15 protein-coding genes are annotated in these 14,840 nt (G+C 53.7%); 2 read left to right on the plus strand and 13 right to left on the minus strand.

The genetic code is table 11. The features are described 5' to 3' along the window. Positions 1 to 6: 6 nt before the first annotated feature. From Q0X64_RS09660 to Q0X64_RS09705, 10 genes are all read right to left on the minus strand, one after another. A complete protein-coding gene (locus Q0X64_RS09660) occupies positions 7 to 1,761 on the minus strand; it encodes a mechanosensitive ion channel family protein (protein ID WP_297811967.1) in 1,755 nt (584 codons plus the stop codon). Further along, on the minus strand, positions 1,758 to 2,807 hold the full coding sequence (gene nagZ / locus Q0X64_RS09665; protein WP_297811970.1) for a beta-N-acetylhexosaminidase: 1,050 nt from the start codon (positions 2,805 to 2,807) through the stop codon (positions 1,758 to 1,760). The genes Q0X64_RS09660 and nagZ overlap by 4 nt, the downstream gene beginning before the upstream one ends. Positions 2,808 to 2,819: 12 nt before the next feature. Next, positions 2,820 to 3,305, minus strand: a complete 486-nt coding sequence (locus tag Q0X64_RS09670; protein ID WP_297812190.1) for a L,D-transpeptidase — start codon at positions 3,303 to 3,305, stop codon at positions 2,820 to 2,822. Between the two features lie 73 nt (positions 3,306 to 3,378). Further along, positions 3,379 to 4,398 (minus strand): vWA domain-containing protein, encoded by a 1,020-nt coding sequence (locus tag Q0X64_RS09675; RefSeq protein ID WP_297811974.1) that lies wholly within the window; start codon positions 4,396 to 4,398, stop codon positions 3,379 to 3,381. A gap of 66 nt (positions 4,399 to 4,464) precedes the next feature. Continuing rightward, the gene (locus Q0X64_RS09680) at positions 4,465 to 5,400 is read right to left on the minus strand and encodes a VWA domain-containing protein (RefSeq protein ID WP_297811976.1); all 936 of its coding nucleotides are present in this window, start codon (positions 5,398 to 5,400) and stop codon (positions 4,465 to 4,467) included. Further along, positions 5,397 to 5,936, minus strand: a complete 540-nt coding sequence (locus tag Q0X64_RS09685; RefSeq protein WP_297811978.1) for an MxaK protein — start codon at positions 5,934 to 5,936, stop codon at positions 5,397 to 5,399. The genes Q0X64_RS09680 and Q0X64_RS09685 overlap by 4 nt, the downstream gene beginning before the upstream one ends. After that, entirely contained in the window at positions 5,929 to 6,945 is a 1,017-nt protein-coding gene (locus Q0X64_RS09690; protein ID WP_297811981.1) for a VWA domain-containing protein, read from the minus strand. The genes Q0X64_RS09685 and Q0X64_RS09690 overlap by 8 nt, the downstream gene beginning before the upstream one ends. Then, positions 6,942 to 7,787 carry a hypothetical protein gene (locus Q0X64_RS09695; RefSeq protein WP_297811984.1) on the minus strand — a complete coding sequence of 282 codons (846 nt, stop codon included), beginning with the start codon at positions 7,785 to 7,787 and terminating at the stop codon, positions 6,942 to 6,944. The genes Q0X64_RS09690 and Q0X64_RS09695 overlap by 4 nt, the downstream gene beginning before the upstream one ends. An 8-nt stretch (positions 7,788 to 7,795) precedes the next feature. After that, complete coding sequence (locus Q0X64_RS09700) at positions 7,796 to 8,689, minus strand: MxaS protein (RefSeq protein ID WP_297811987.1); 894 nt, start codon at positions 8,687 to 8,689, stop codon at positions 7,796 to 7,798. Beyond that, a complete protein-coding gene (locus Q0X64_RS09705) occupies positions 8,689 to 9,708 on the minus strand; it encodes a MoxR family ATPase (RefSeq protein WP_297811990.1) in 1,020 nt (339 codons plus the stop codon). Before Q0X64_RS09705 ends, Q0X64_RS09700 begins: the two co-directional genes overlap by 1 nt. A gap of 244 nt (positions 9,709 to 9,952) precedes the next feature. On the opposite strand from Q0X64_RS09705, the gene Q0X64_RS09710 reads away from it, so the two are divergent. Together Q0X64_RS09710 and Q0X64_RS09715 are read left to right on the plus strand one after the other, a co-directional pair. Then, a complete protein-coding gene (locus Q0X64_RS09710) occupies positions 9,953 to 11,320 on the plus strand; it encodes a sensor histidine kinase (RefSeq protein WP_297811993.1) in 1,368 nt (455 codons plus the stop codon). Between the two features lies 1 nt (position 11,321). After that, positions 11,322 to 11,996, plus strand: a complete 675-nt coding sequence (locus tag Q0X64_RS09715) for a response regulator transcription factor (protein WP_297811995.1) — start codon at positions 11,322 to 11,324, stop codon at positions 11,994 to 11,996. A gap of 10 nt (positions 11,997 to 12,006) precedes the next feature. On the opposite strand, the gene ahpF is transcribed toward Q0X64_RS09715, so the two are convergent. From ahpF to pqqA, 3 genes are all read right to left on the minus strand, one after another. Then, positions 12,007 to 13,587, minus strand: a complete 1,581-nt coding sequence (ahpF, locus tag Q0X64_RS09720; RefSeq protein ID WP_297811998.1) for an alkyl hydroperoxide reductase subunit F — start codon at positions 13,585 to 13,587, stop codon at positions 12,007 to 12,009. Between the two features lie 139 nt (positions 13,588 to 13,726). Next, positions 13,727 to 14,293: an alkyl hydroperoxide reductase subunit C gene (gene ahpC, locus Q0X64_RS09725; RefSeq protein ID WP_297812000.1), complete on the minus strand. Its 567-nt coding sequence runs from the start codon at positions 14,291 to 14,293 to the stop codon at positions 13,727 to 13,729. A 361-nt stretch (positions 14,294 to 14,654) separates the two neighbouring features. Next, positions 14,655 to 14,726 carry a pyrroloquinoline quinone precursor peptide PqqA gene (gene pqqA, locus Q0X64_RS09730; protein ID WP_297812193.1) on the minus strand — a complete coding sequence of 24 codons (72 nt, stop codon included), beginning with the start codon at positions 14,724 to 14,726 and terminating at the stop codon, positions 14,655 to 14,657. Positions 14,727 to 14,840: the final 114 nt, after the last annotated feature.

Raw genomic sequence — 14,840 nt, forward strand, 5'->3', positions numbered from 1 at the left:
GGTAATTTAGCGTGGAAACTCAACCGGCCCCGGCACTTCTTCGCCTAGGGTCTGGCTGACAATGGATTCAGCTTCCTGCTGACCGCGTGCCAGCGCATCTTGCTGAGACATGCCCGGCTTGAACGGTTCCACCGGCGGAGTTTCCACATCGCCGCGTTTGAGATAAAGGGTCTGGGTGGGGAAGGCAAACTCCACATCCAGTTGCCGAGCCAGGCGCAGAATATCCAGCAAAAAGCGATGCCGCTCACGCAGCTCGGTGCTCCAGTCGGGCGTCGCCCAGAATACATACACCAGGATATTCAGCGAGGCTGCGCCGTATTCGTTGAAATAGACCTGATAAAAGTCTTTACGCATGTAGGGATGCATCTGGATGATCCTGCGTATGCCCTCGCAGAAAGCCTCGATCTGTTCGGGGCTGGTGTCATAAGTGACTGAGAGCGTATGACTCAGCCGCCGGTAACGCCTTGCCCCCATATTATCAATTTTGGTGGTGGTCAGGATCGAATTGGGCATGGTTACCAGCGAGTTATAGAAAGTGCGCACCCGGGTGCTGCGAAATCCTACCTGCTCGACCATGCCTTCAATATCACCGATCACCACCCAATCACCGATACTGAACGGCCGATCCAGCAACACAGTGACTGAGCCGAAAAAGTTACCCAGCAGATCCTTGGCGGCCAGCGCGAAAGCCAGACCACCCAGCCCCAGACCGGCAAGCAGGCTGGTCACATCAATATTCAGGTTATCGGCAGCGAAGACGATCCCCATGACCACCACAAACACCTTGAGACTTTTGGTGACCATCGGCACTAACAAGTCATCAAATTTGTTATGGGTTCTCAGCGCCCGGCTGGTCCACATCGCATCAAAAATATCGACGATACGAAATGCACTCCAGATCCCGGATAAGGACACCAGCAGTTTGACTGCCACCAGCAGAATCACCAGTGCCGTATCAGGCAGACCCAGCATATTGAGGCCCGACCACCACATCAGGGCCATTGCCATCAGCCCCAGCGGGCGTAGTACATTACTGTCGAGAGACTCAAACGCAGGTTGATTTTTCTGCCAGCGACTGACGTTGATTTTAAGTACCCAGGCCAGCACTTTGTCGGCGATAGAGCCGATCACAATAATCAGGAACAGACCCAGCCATTGCCAGTATTCCAGTAAAAAGCCCTGCTTGAGCACCTTGGGCATTTTCGCCCTTAACTGGACACTGGCAGGCAAAGCGACGACATCACCGTTGTCGGCATCAAACGATTGTTCGCGGGTGAGACTCTCGAATATCGCCGGTACCGACTCTACGGTTTTGCTGGAAAACAGCCAGTTTTGCTGATCGTTGATTCGCAGCACGATATTCCCGGCTTGGCTGCGCAGCAACGTGAACTGCTCCTGTTTGGGCCGCGCTGGAATGGCATCCAGTTCGGGGGTATCCGAGAGTTGAATCACGGTGAATAACAAGCGCGCGGTCTGCTGGCCTTTTTCATCACGGATCAGCGGGCTCACCTGAGACAGGTCGAGGGTGGCGACAGCCCGGTTAATCGCAGCCTCATCACCAGTCGTGACCTCAGTCATGGCGCTGATAAACTGTTTGACTGTGGCCTGCGGACTGGTCAGTTTTTTGCGGCTGCTCTGCTCAGCAGGTACTGGCTTGTCAGCCTGCTCGGCTTCCTTCTGGCCTAGCGCAGCCCCCGAATAGACACCGGCCTGTAAGGACAGGCTCAGCCCCAGCAGCAGGATAAAAACCACCTTTCTCATGCCAGGTTCAGCTCCATTTCCGAGTTCGGTGCATAGTCGTCAATCATCGCTACCGCCTGTTTCCATTGCTCACTGGCCAGTAATTCATCGCGGTCAACAGCATGGCGTCCATGCAGGCGCACCAGTCTCGCATGCCTCAGAGGGTCGGGTTGGATTTTAAGCCCGTCAATAACGGTCTCCACACTGCCCGGGTTATTACACACCAGCAGCATATCGCAGCCGGCTTCCAGTGCTGCCTCGGCGCGCTCCAGTGGGCCGCCGGCAAAGGCGGCGCCTTCCATGCTCAGGTCATCACTGAGAATCGCACCCTGAAAACCGAAACGCTCGCGCAAGACTTCCTGCAGCCAGAAGCGGGAAAAACCGGCCGGCATTTCATCGCTTTGCTCATAAACAATATGCGCCGGCATAATACCGGCCAGCTCTTTCTGACACAGCCTGGCAAATGGCAGCATATCGGCCTGCAGCATATCTTCAAAAAAACGCTTATCCACCGGTAAGCCCTGATGGGAGTCAACCTCCACCGCGCCATGACCGGGGAAATGCTTGCCGACAGCAGACATCCGGGCTTTTTTCATGCCCTGGATATAGGCACGGGCGATATCGGTAACGGCCTGCGGATCGCGGTGAAAAGCGCGGTCGCCAATCACTTCACTGACGCCATAGTCCAAGTCCAGCACCGGGGCAAAGCTGAAATCGACCCCGACCGCGCGTAATTCGGCGGCCATCAACCAGCCAGTCTGCTCAGCGCGCTGCAATGTCAGCGCCGGATGCTGATGATAAGTCTTGCCAATCGCAGCCACCGGGGGCAGCCGGGTGAAGTCATGACGAAAACGCTGTACCCGCCCGCCTTCATGATCAACAGCAATCAGCAGGTGCGGTTCGCGCAGGCTGTGGATCTGTTCGCACAAGGCTTGCAGTTGGCGTACATTATCATAATTGCGGCTGAACAGAATTACACCGCCCACCAGGGGATGTTGCAGAATCTCTTTCTCTTCTGCGCTCAGCTCAGTGCCAAGCAGGTCGACCATCAGCGGTCCTAAAGTCATAGTCTGTGAACCCTATTCACGAATCCTGACCTTGAGTCCGGGTGTCACCCGTTCAAACAAAGCCAGCAGATCCTGATTATGCATGCGGATACAGCCATGTGAGCGTGGTTGCCCCATCGGCTCTGAGTCCGGGCAGCCATGGATGTATATGTAACGGCGCATTGTATCAACATTTCCCAGCCGGTTTCTGCCAACTTCCAGCCCACTCAGCCATAAAATACGGGTCAGGATCCAGTCACGTTCGGGATAGGCGCGGGCCAGGTGGCTATTAAAAATTTCACCGGTGGGACGGCGACCTGCATAAACCGTGTTAAGCGGCTGACCGGCACCGATACAGGCCCGAATCTGGTGCCACCCACGGGGAGTGCAGCCACTGCCATTTTGTTCACCGGCGCCGTTCAGCGCGGTGGAGACCGGGGCCGAGAACACCACTTCGCCCTGCTGCCAAAGCTGGCATTGTTGCTCAGTGATGGAAATATCCAGCCATTGATCGGGCATGGCCTGTTGTGTTTCATCTTGGGAATTCATGGCAAAACGATAGCAAAGCGCTGCAGCGATTGCGACAGCCTGGTTAGCGCTTTCGTTCAAAGGCGCGCGTGACACCCCAGACCGTGTAGACACGGGCTGCGACCAGCAGCAATGAAGACAGCAGCGCTAGCCAAAGAAATACTGCGCGGCGCGACTGTTTGGGCAGACGCTCTTCCACAATCAGCGGTTGATACTGCTGGCGATCAATTTCATCAATGGCAGCGGCAAACTCCTCCAGTGAACCAGCCTCAAAAGCCTGATACGGGGTCTGCAGGGTTTCAAAAAACTGATGCAGTTTACGCTCCGGCATTTCCATCCATAACAGGTTATCGTCATCCCCTGGATCCAGAGTCATGCCGCGCATTGAACGCAAATATATCCAGTAAAGATTGAGCCGCATTTTGCTTAACAGTTGTTCAAGCGCCTGTTTTTCCTCCGCGGTGATTGCGACCCCCCCATCGGAAATCAAGAGAATATTGCGCGAGCCACGGTAAGGCTCACCTTCAAACATCGAGGCCGCCTTGACCAATGCCCGATGTATATCGGTTTGTGACAGTCCCTTGCCCAAAGACCCGGCCTTCACCGTGGCCAGCACCGCGTCGCGGTTGTAGGTCAGTGGCAGAATCTCGGTAGCAGTGGTACTGAACAGGATGTAGCCGAAGCGGTCATCAGGTCGGCGTTTAATGAACTCACTCAGATAATCACCGGAAACCTGGCGCTTGCTGCGGGTTGAGAAGGCTTTACGCGGTAAAAGATTGCGTGGCGGGCGGTTGAAAATATCATCCATGCTACGACTGCGATCCAGCAGAATAACGAACTCGGCGCCCTGGCGACTGCGTTCCACCCACTGCTCAGGAATGTGCGGTCCGGCCATCGCCAGCAACAAGGCAGCAATCAATAATGTCGACAGCAACTTCAGTGCGAAGGTAATAAAACGGGACATACCATCGTGAGGCAACATAGCCTGCCAGGCCACCCGCTTATCGGTGTTATGGCTGAGCCAGGGCAGCAACGCCAGCGGCAATAACCACAACAGCCAGGGCGTATTCCAACTTAGCCACATGATGCTACCTCCGCCGCCGTCGATGACGGGCAATCCCTGCCCGCCGCCAGGATTTATTATCTGCGTTTAATCATCCGTCCTGATAAAAAAACCATAAGGCAGATACACCAGCAGAATCAGTCCCAATGCGATACCGGCTAACCAGAGGTAAAGATCATAATCAATGGTCTGCGGCCTGGTCACAGAGACGTCGCGCACGGCATCTACCAGCTTGCCGGGACTGCGCGGTGATGACAGGAATTCAAAACCCACCCGGTCTGCCAGCGTTTTGAGATGGGCTTTTTTCTGGGATGATAAATGCTCCGTGCGTTTGGTCGGCACGTTGGTGGTGGTATCGGCGCGCAGGGAAGCATACACGTCCTGGTGCATCACATCGTTTACATCCCAGACGCCTTCAATCTCTCCCGCCTCATTGGTTTTGGGAATCGGCAATAAGTCCTCACCACCGATCCCTACCAGCACGCCCTGAATGTCGCCGGGTTTACCATCAAACCGGGGAAACAGCGACTCGTGGATCGGCGGTGACTCATGGCCATCAGTCAAAAACACGATGGTGGGTTCCGGTTCAATCTCTTTAGCCTGACGGATAGCAGTATAGACCGCTTTTGACACCTCACTGGAACGCGCCCAGGCCATATGTGGATCGAACTCATCCAGCATCCGCGTCAAATCATTGTAGCTGGCACAGACTTCAACCGGATTCATCAAAATCAGGCTGCGGGCCTCACTGAAAATCGCCAGACCGGCATGAGCACCGCAGGGCATGTCCAGAAAAGCACGGCGGGTAAACTCCTTGGCCCATTCAAGACGGCTAACCTTGTCGCCATTGAGGGACACATCCTCCACGTTCATGCTGTCGGTAATATCCAGCACAAACAGGGCATCCATGATTTTGACGTCACGTTTGATGGGTGGCAGCCATAACGCCGCCATGACTAACAGCAGCGCTGTCAGCATAATGACAGCCGTGAGCAGGATGCGTTTCTGGTAGCTCAGGATCATGGCAGGTCGACCTTGAAGGCCTTACTCTCGATGGAACGCTGACTGCTGATCACATTTTTTTCAAAATCCTCATCATTTTCCGGGTCTTCAGGGACCACCCGCAAAGCCACCTCCAGATTGTAACGTGCGTTCCACATATCGGGCTTCAAAGCCAGTGCGCTGCGATAATCCTGCTTGGCCAGTTCCACCAGCGGGATCTGGCGGCCGTCGGAGCTGGTCAGGCTGAGCGCCTCCCGCAGATTGATATTGGCACGGTTAAAATACGCCAGTGGCAGTAGCGCCTCATCAGCCTGCCCCAGCACCTCGGTCAGCTGACCCAGTGCGGCATCGGTTTTTTCCTGGCGCTGCAGCATGCCGGCATAAGCGAACTTGGCACGCGGATCATCGGGCACTGTATCAAAGGCTTCAGGCTCAGCAATGTAAGCATTGATTTGTTTTTGCTGCCATAAATTGAACGCGGTCCATAGGGCGACGGCAGCACTGGCAACAATCAAAAATGTTAACGCCCATCGGGCTGCAATCAATGTTTTATTCATGGGCTTTCTTCACTCCCCAGAAGGTATACAGATGCGAGGCTGCCAGCAGCAGCATGGCCAACAGGGTCAACCACAACAAAACGTCGGTCTTGGGCTCGTGCGGCAGCGTTTCTTCGACAATCAGCGTCTGGTAATGCTGACGGTCGATTTCTGCCAGCGCCTCGGCAAAGGCTTCCAGCGAGCCCGCTTCAAAAGCCCGGTACGGCACCCCGATGGATTTAAAAAAGTTATGCAGTTTGCGCTCGGGAATATCGACCCAGAGCATGCTGTCTTCATCCGACTCTTCCAGCGTCATGGCCTGATTGGATTTAAGATAAATCCAGTAGATGCCCAGATTCATCTCCTTATAGAGCCGGGTAATCTCTTCCTTAGCCTCATCAGACAGCAACTGGCCGCCATCAGAGACCAGCAGGACGATGCGTGACCCTCGGTAAGCCTGACCCTCAAACATTTGTGCACTGCTCAGCAAGGCATCTGCCATATTGGTATCGGACAGGCCTTTGCCCAGGGCGTTGGCGTTGATGGTCGCTAAAATCGCTTCTTTGTCATACGTCAGTGGTAGCAGGTTGACTGATTTGGTACTGAAAAAAACAAAACCAAAACGGTCATCAGGCCGGTTTTTAATAAATTCGGTCAGGTAATCCCGTGCTACCCGGCGTTTGGAATTATCACCGCCAACACTGACCGCTGCTGCCTGATGTTTGACCGCAAACGGGTCATCCATACTGCGGCTGCGATCCAATAGCAGCACGATTTCAGCGCCCTCACCGACACGTTCAATGGTCTGCTCCGGCACGCTGGGCCCTGCCAGCGCCAGGATTAAAGTAGCAATCGCCAGGCTGGACAACAGTTTGAGACCAATGCTGATAAACCGGGACCAGGGATCGACCGGCACCAGTTCCACCCAGGCCACAGTTTTATCGAGGTTGTGGTTCAGCCAGGGCAGCACTGCCACTGGTAATAAAAACAAAAACAGTGGATGAAACCACTCCAGCCCCAGAAAGTTCATGCCAGCCGCTCCCGCTGACGGCAGGCGCGCGCCAGTTTCAGCATTTGCTCAAATCCCAGCTGTTCACTGGCGGCCGGGCTGAAGTAATGCGCTGTCGAGTTCTGGTAGAACTTTTCGATATCCGGTTGCAAAGGTGCCAGCCAGGGGCATTGCTGCCAAAGCTTGTCTATTTCACTGAGCACCACCACACCGCCGGCACTGCGGTTAAAAGCATGATGCAGGCTGCGGCTGGCTGCATCTGTGTTTTTGGCACGAAGCAGGCGCATCTTATTGAGCTCAAACACGGCAGTGGCAAACGGCAGTCTTTGGCGCGGGCGCAGGCCGAAGTGCCAAACCAGCCAGATCAGGCCACTGACAATCAATACCGCCAGTGCCAGCCACAATTGCCATAACAGCTCGGTCTGCGCTTGTGGCAGCAGCCGCATATCACCGCGGGCAATCAAAGTCGGTGCCCCTTCGTCCTCACTGGCCGTGGCGATAAATGATCCAATCTGCATCGGCACCGAGGGCACGGTAATAAACGCTCCCTCCTGTGTACGAAGCTGCAGTTCGGGCGTGGCGACTTCACGGTTTTCGGCAGGTACATTGATGACCTGAAACTCGAGTATCATCGTCTGGCCGCTCAGACTACGGCTGTGCAGGAACAGCCAGGGGCCGTAACGTTTTTCCAGCTGCGGCAGCGCGTGGGAATCAAGCTCGGTCACCGGCACCGGTAACTCTACCGTGGCCGTGATCTTGTCACCCACCAACAGGCCCCAGCTTCTGTCCAGGGTAATACTGGTATCAATCGCGCGCGCCTGCAGGGAAAACACGAATAGAGCAATTACAAACAAATAACGCATGGCTTTTCCTATGCTTTTTTCATGCCGTGGAAATATTCGGTCAACTGCTGAGGCGTAATATCACCATCAACAAATAAAGGTCTGATGCGATAGCGCATAAAACATTCCGTCAATTGTGAGAAGTGATCATCCATCTGCTGCTGCCAACGCTTTTTCATCCCCGGCCGCATCCACACGCTGTGGCGTTGCCCGGTCTCGGCATCGCGGGTTTCAGCCCAACCGGCATGGGACGGAAAATGATCGACATCGTCATGGCGCCAGACAATCGGGATCACGGTGTAATGCGACAACTTACGCAGGCTTTGTTCTACCAGCTCCAGATCAAAGCAAAAATCCGAGGCCAGAAACACCATTGCCCGTTTGTTATTCACCAGATCGGAGGCATGATACAAACCTGCCGAGCCTGCTGAGGCGGGATCGGCCGCATTCAACATTTTCTCCGCCGCCAGCGCCGGCATACTGCGCTGGGTGGTCGGCATAATGGTCAAATCCTGGCGCCATTGTGAATCAAAGGCTGCCATGGCGAAGCGGTCACCCAGGCCAATCGCGCTGTGGGCGATCATATGGGCCAGCCGCGCCAGCCTTTCATGATTCACACTGGCGACCGACATGGATTTACTGACATCGGCCAGCAACCACAAGGTGATAGATGCCCGTTGCTGATAGCGTTTGACCAGCCAGCGCTGGCGTTGCTGGGTCACATCAGCAGCCTGGTTGCGAATGCTGGCACGGATATCCAGCCGCCGCGGATCAGGGTAATCAAACAAATCGGCAAAGCCGGCAAAGCGATCGCCACTGCCCAGCGCCGTACCACTGTGGGCACCGGGTACATGACCGAAGACCTTATCCGGAAAACGATAAGTAAATTCCTGCGGTTGCAGGTCTTTCAAACGCTTAGCCATCAGGGTGTGGCGATGTTGTCACGCAGCGCACGCACAAATTGCGGCATGATCTGTTCGCGGCGGCCTTCATAGACCGGCGACAGGAAGACCCGGTGGGTCATTGAGGGCAACAGTACTGTATGAATATCATCCGGCAAGACATGATCGCGGCCGTCCAGCCAGGCACAGACCTTGGCTGCTCTGACCATGGCCGACATACCCCGGACACTGGCGCCGGCAATGACCAGGTCTTCGACGTAGATATCTTCCAGTTCAATGCCCATCTCGGCGGGTTGCCAACTGGCATCCCACAGTCTGACAACGTAATTCTCGATTTCCGGTGACACATAAATGTTTTGCTGTATCTCGCGATCCAGTTCATTCAACTGACGGTAATCCAGCAGCGGTTTGCCGATACTGGACAATAACTGGTCGACATCATGAAATGCCGGATCAAAAATCAGCTTGCGGCGGATTTCATCGGCCACCGGGCGGCTGATATTGATTTCAAACAGGAAGCGGTCACGCGCCGCGGCGCTGAGTTCGAAGGTTTCTTCTTTTTCCACCGCGTTGCGATCAGCAAACACGATCATGTGCGGGAAGCGATATTCCTGGCCGAATGCCTCAACACTGCGCTCGGCCATAGCCCGTAACAGCAGCGACTGTACCTGGGGCCGGGCACGGTTGATTTCATTAAAGAAAAAGACAGCGGTATCTTCACCATGGGCTATCAGCGGGCCGGGATCAATCACCGGCTTGCCGTCAGCATTGACCCAGGCACTGTACAGCAGGTCATTGGGCATTAAATCAACACTACCCTCGATACGACCGAAGGCGCCCCCCAAAGCTTTGGAAAAAGCCCGCAGCAAGGTAGTTTTACCGACACCAACACCGCCTTCCAGCAGCACGTGGCCCCTCGCATGCAAAGCAATCAGAATCAGCCTGACCGCCTGCTCCTGACCAACCACGACCTGGTTGACACCCTGTTCCAGTTCCAGCGCGTGTTCACGTGCCGTCTTTAACAGCTGAGACTCAGCCATGTTCTCTCCCCTCGTTATTGTTATCTGCGATATCGCCCGATTAATGTCGTGCCCTGAGAGCCTGCGCTCAAGCAGCCCTGCCAGCGATGAATCGACCACTGCTTTTTCAACTCCGCTAACAACATAACAGCTATCGCTGGCTGCGTGCCGATAACGGGCAAATTTCCCGAGCTGTATGATAGCGCTTTTCACTATTGCGCATAGCGCCTAGACTTTAACTTCCTTACAAGCCCGTGAAATAGGCATGAATTTAAAAGCCCAGTTGCTGGCCCGCATCCTGCTCGTTGCCTTTGTCTGCCTGTGTGCCAGTGCGTGGTATGTACTTCATCAGACCGACAAGCAGGCCATTTTTGAAGCCCGCCAGACCGCCAAGCGCATAGAAAAACAGACCCTGCAGCAGTTACTGGAAATGTTCCAGCGCTATGATTTCAACCGGCCATTCCCCGATGTCAATCAATGGCGCGGCATCAGCGGCGTGCCCGGCTCCTGTACCCAGTTTCTGTCACGGACACAAAGCCGTCAGCGCAGTCTGTGTAATGACCTGACCGGCTTCGAAAAAAATTACCCCGAATGGTTTGGCCGTGTCTACAGCCAGCTTTTCAGTCCCGATTATGAAGTGCGCCGATCGGTGAATTTCAATGCCCTCAAATATGGCACCGTGCTGGTGACCTTGAATGTGGAAATGGAAACCGCCCGTGCCTGGAGTAATCTGCGCGCTGTGATTGGCGTGCTGACCGTCACTATTCTGGCCATTTGCGTGTTGATGTTTGTCACCATCAATCGCATGCTGCGACCGGCACAACGCATTGTCAGTGGACTGGAAACCATGCGCGAAGGCCAGCTGGATTACCGCATTCCCTCGTTTGAAATTGCCGAATGGCGCCGCACCAGCGAAGCCATTAATGCCCTGGCTGCCAGCCAGCAGTCCACGCTGGCAGAAAATAAAAGACTGGCTTTGAAATTAATGAACGCCCAGGAAGAAGAACACCGCTACATCGCCCGCGAACTGCATGATGAATTCGGACAGTGCCTGGCCGGCATTAATGCGGTGACCACCTCGATCACCCAAACAGCCCGTCAAGATTGCCCGCAGCTGGTCGATGAAGCCACCTCAATTACCCGCATTACCGCGCATATGATGCAGGCACTGCGCAACCTGCTGACCCGGTTGAGGCCCGCTGAAGTCGATGATTTGGGCCTGCAGGCCAGTCTGAAGCAGTTAATCAAGAGCTGGAATCAGCGCAGTGGCAATCAAACCCGTTACACACTGACGCTTGACGACAAGCTGGACAACCTGCCGGAACCCTTACCGGTCAACCTCTACCGCATCGTGCAGGAATGCCTGACCAATATTGCCAAGCATGCCCGGGCCAGCGAAGCTGAAATTAAACTGCAGCGTGAGGGTGACCATCAGATACAACTGCTGGTCAAAGATAATGGCGTGGCGGAAACCAGCTCTTTTGATGCCTCGCAGGGTATGGGCCTGATTGGCATTCATGAACGCGTGACAGCCCTCGGTGGCGCGCTGGAACTGACTACTCAAACTGAGGGCGGTCTGCTGATTGCTATCCGCCTGCCGGTATCCGAAACCCCGCGACAAGAGTCTATGTGATATGGGTAACAAAGTGACTATTATGCTGGTTGATGACCACGCCATCGTGCGTGAGGGCTACCGTTCCCTGCTGCAGAAGCAGGCGGACTTTGAAGTGGTGTGTGAAGCCGGAGACGGTAATGAAGCCTATCTGAATTACCAGCAACACCAGCCGGATGTCGTAGTGATGGATATTACCCTGCCCGGTCAGAGCGGCATCAAGGCAATTGAACGCATCCGCCAGTATGATCCGCAGTCCCGCATTTTGGTTTTCAGCATGCATGAAAACCCCAGCTTTGCCTTGCAGGCGACCCGCGCCGGTGCTTTGGGCTACATTACCAAGAGCAGTGATCCGGAGGCATTGATCCGCGCCATCAGTCAGGTCGCGGCCAACGAGCACACTTTGAGCGCCGATATTGCCCAGGCGCTGGCAATGGAGAAACTGGGCCAGGAACAGGCCGCTTTAGATGAGCTGACTGTGAGAGAGTTTGAAATCCTGCGCTTACTGGTCGATGCCCGATCCAATCAGGACATTGCCGATCTGCTTAATATCAGCCCCAAGACCGTGTCTAACTCACACTACATTATCAAGAAAAAACTGGGCGTCAGCAGTGATATTGAGCTGACCCGGCTGGCGATAAAAATGAACCTCGTCAACCTGTTGGATCTGGTTGACGAGGCGCCGGGTTCAGCTTAAAGATTAGCTATCAGGCGGCGTTGGTTTTCTTCTCATCATCAAAGTCACTGCGGATGATGTAATCAAACGAGCCCAGTGCGGCTCTGGCACCCTCGCCCATCGCCATGATGATTTGCTTGTATGGGATGGTGGTGACGTCACCGGCAGCAAACACACCCGGCAGAGAAGTCTGACCATGATCATCAATTTTGATCTCACCATACTCGCTTAAATCAATGGTGCCTTCCAGCCAGTCCGTGTTAGGCAACAGACCGATCTGAATAAACACAGCATTGAGGTCCAGCGTGTGCTTTTGTTCAGTGGCACGGTCGATATAAACCAGGCCGTTTACCTTGCCACCCTCGCCGGTAATTTCAGTGGTTTGGGCACCGGTAATGACACTGACGTTGTCCAGAGAGAACAGCTTTTTCTGCAACACCGCATCAGCACGCAGTTCGCCGTTAAACTCAATCAGGGTGACGTGGCCAACGATACCGGCCAGGTCGATAGCAGCCTCAACACCGGAGTTACCCCCACCGATAACAGCGACCGGCTTGCCTTTGAACAAGGGGCCGTCACAGTGCGGACAGTAAGCGACGCCATGACCGCGGTATTCATCTTCACCCGGCACACCCAGTTGTTTCCAGCGTGCACCGGTGGCGAGAATCACCGTTTTACTGCTCAAAGTGGCCCCGCTTTCCAGCTCGACTTCGACCATTTTGTCTTTCTTGCTCAGCGCCTTGGCACGCTGAAGGTTCATTACGTCAACTTCGTATTCTTTGACGTGCTCTTCCAGTGCCGCTACCAGTTGCGGGCCTTCGGTTTCCTTGACGGAAATAAAGTTCTCAATCGCCATGGTGTCCATCACCTGGCCACCGAAACGCTCAGCCACAATGCCGGTACGGATGCCTTTACGTGCGGCATAGATTGATGCCGAGGCACCGGCAGGACCACCACCCACAATCAGCACATCAAAGTCATCTTTGGCACTGATTTTCTCAGCTTCGCGCTTGACCGCACCGGTATCCAGTTTACCGATGATTTCCGGCAAGCTCATTCTGCCTGAACCGAAGTTTTCACCATTCAGGTAAACAGTCGGGACCGCCATGACCTGGCGTTCATCGACTTCTTCCTGGAACAGCGCACCGTCTATCATGGTGTGGCTGACATTGGGATTAAGCACGGCCATCACGTTCAGTGCCTGTACCACTTCCGGGCAGTTCTGGCATGACAGCGAAATATAAGTCTCGAAGTGGAATTCGCCTTCCAGGTTTTTGATCTGTTCGATCTTTTCCTGTTCAAGCTTGGTTGGATGTCCACCGACATGCAGCAGAGCCAGTACCAGTGAGGTGAACTCATGGCCCATCGGGATACCGGCAAAGCGAATTTTCTCTTCACCACCGGGCTGTCTGATCTGGAATGAAGGCTGGCGGCTCTGGCTGTCAGCATCCTCAGTCAGCGTGATGTGATCTGACATGCCGGCAATTTCTTCCAGTAGTTCACGCATTTCGCCGGCTTTGGCACTGTCGTCCAGCGCCGCGACCAGTTCAATCGGGCGTATGACGTTGTCCAGATAACTTTTTAATTGTGCGGCGATGTTTGCATCCAACATGATAAATACCTGTAATTAGTTAACAAAAGTTGAGCCAGGACTTGCTTATCTCTCGTCACTGGCATGGCTGCAGTCGATGAGAGATAAACAGGCCCCAGCCCGGGCAAAATGCCCGGACTGAGCTGTAAGGAGTGTCGGTTTAGATTTTGCCGACCAGATCCAGTGATGGAGACAGTGTTTCTTCACCTGGCTCCCAAGAAGCTGGGCAAACTTCACCATCGTGAGTGGCAACGTATTGTGCAGCCTGGACTTTACGTACCAGATCTTTAGCACTACGGCCGATGCCCAGGTCGTTGATTTCGGCAGCTTTAATCATGCCTTCAGGGTCAACGATGAAAGTACCGCGCAGCGCAACACCGTCTTCTTCAATCATGACTTCGAAGTTACGGCTGATACGACCAGTTGGGTCACCGATCATTGGGAATTTGATTTTCTGAATGGTTTCAGAAGCATCGTGCCATGCTTTATGGACGAAATGTGTGTCAGTAGAAACCGAGTAGACTTCTACACCCATTTCTTTCAGCTTTTCATAATGGTCAGCGACGTCGCCCAGTTCGGTAGGACAGACGAAGGTGAAGTCGGCTGGGTAGAATACAAATACAGCCCATTTACCCTTGATGTCTTCGCTTGATACATCGACGAATTCGCCGTTGTGGTAAGCAGTGGCTTTAAAAGGTTTAATCTCTGTATTAATCAGTGTAGACATATTGGCTCCTTGATTTAGGGTTTTGTCATAAATGACAAGACGCATTGTAGTCGAGGCTGATAAATTGGTACAACGACTTAATCCAATTAATATGATTGGTAAAAGCGATTAGATTTTATGACAGGCTTTCACATTGTGATGAGAACGAGGACTGGGCACGATTGCACCTGCAAAATGCTTGGCGCGATGACTGAACCACAGAGGCACAGAGTTCACTGAGAACTAAATAAAAGGAATAAGTGGCATTTATCTCATTGCTCTGTGCTCTCTGTGCCTCTGTGGTTAATTTCATGCAGCCCGAAACAAAAAAGCCCCTGGAGAACAAAGTCTCCAGGGGCTTTTCGTTGAATAACCGTATTGATTAGCGGTTGCTAATGTACATGGTTACTTCAAAGCCGAAACGCATATCTGAGTATTCTGGTTTAGTCCACATGGTGCTAGTCCTCTTTAAATTTGGTTAAACGTTATCTGTCTGAATCGATAACGTGAATACATATTATTCGAGGCCATTAGCCAACACCATCAGCTAAAACCGTGAAATCAATCA

Origin of the sequence: uncultured Methylophaga sp., assembly GCF_947259025.1 — a bacterium.
Lineage (GTDB): Bacteria > Pseudomonadota > Gammaproteobacteria > Nitrosococcales > Methylophagaceae > Methylophaga.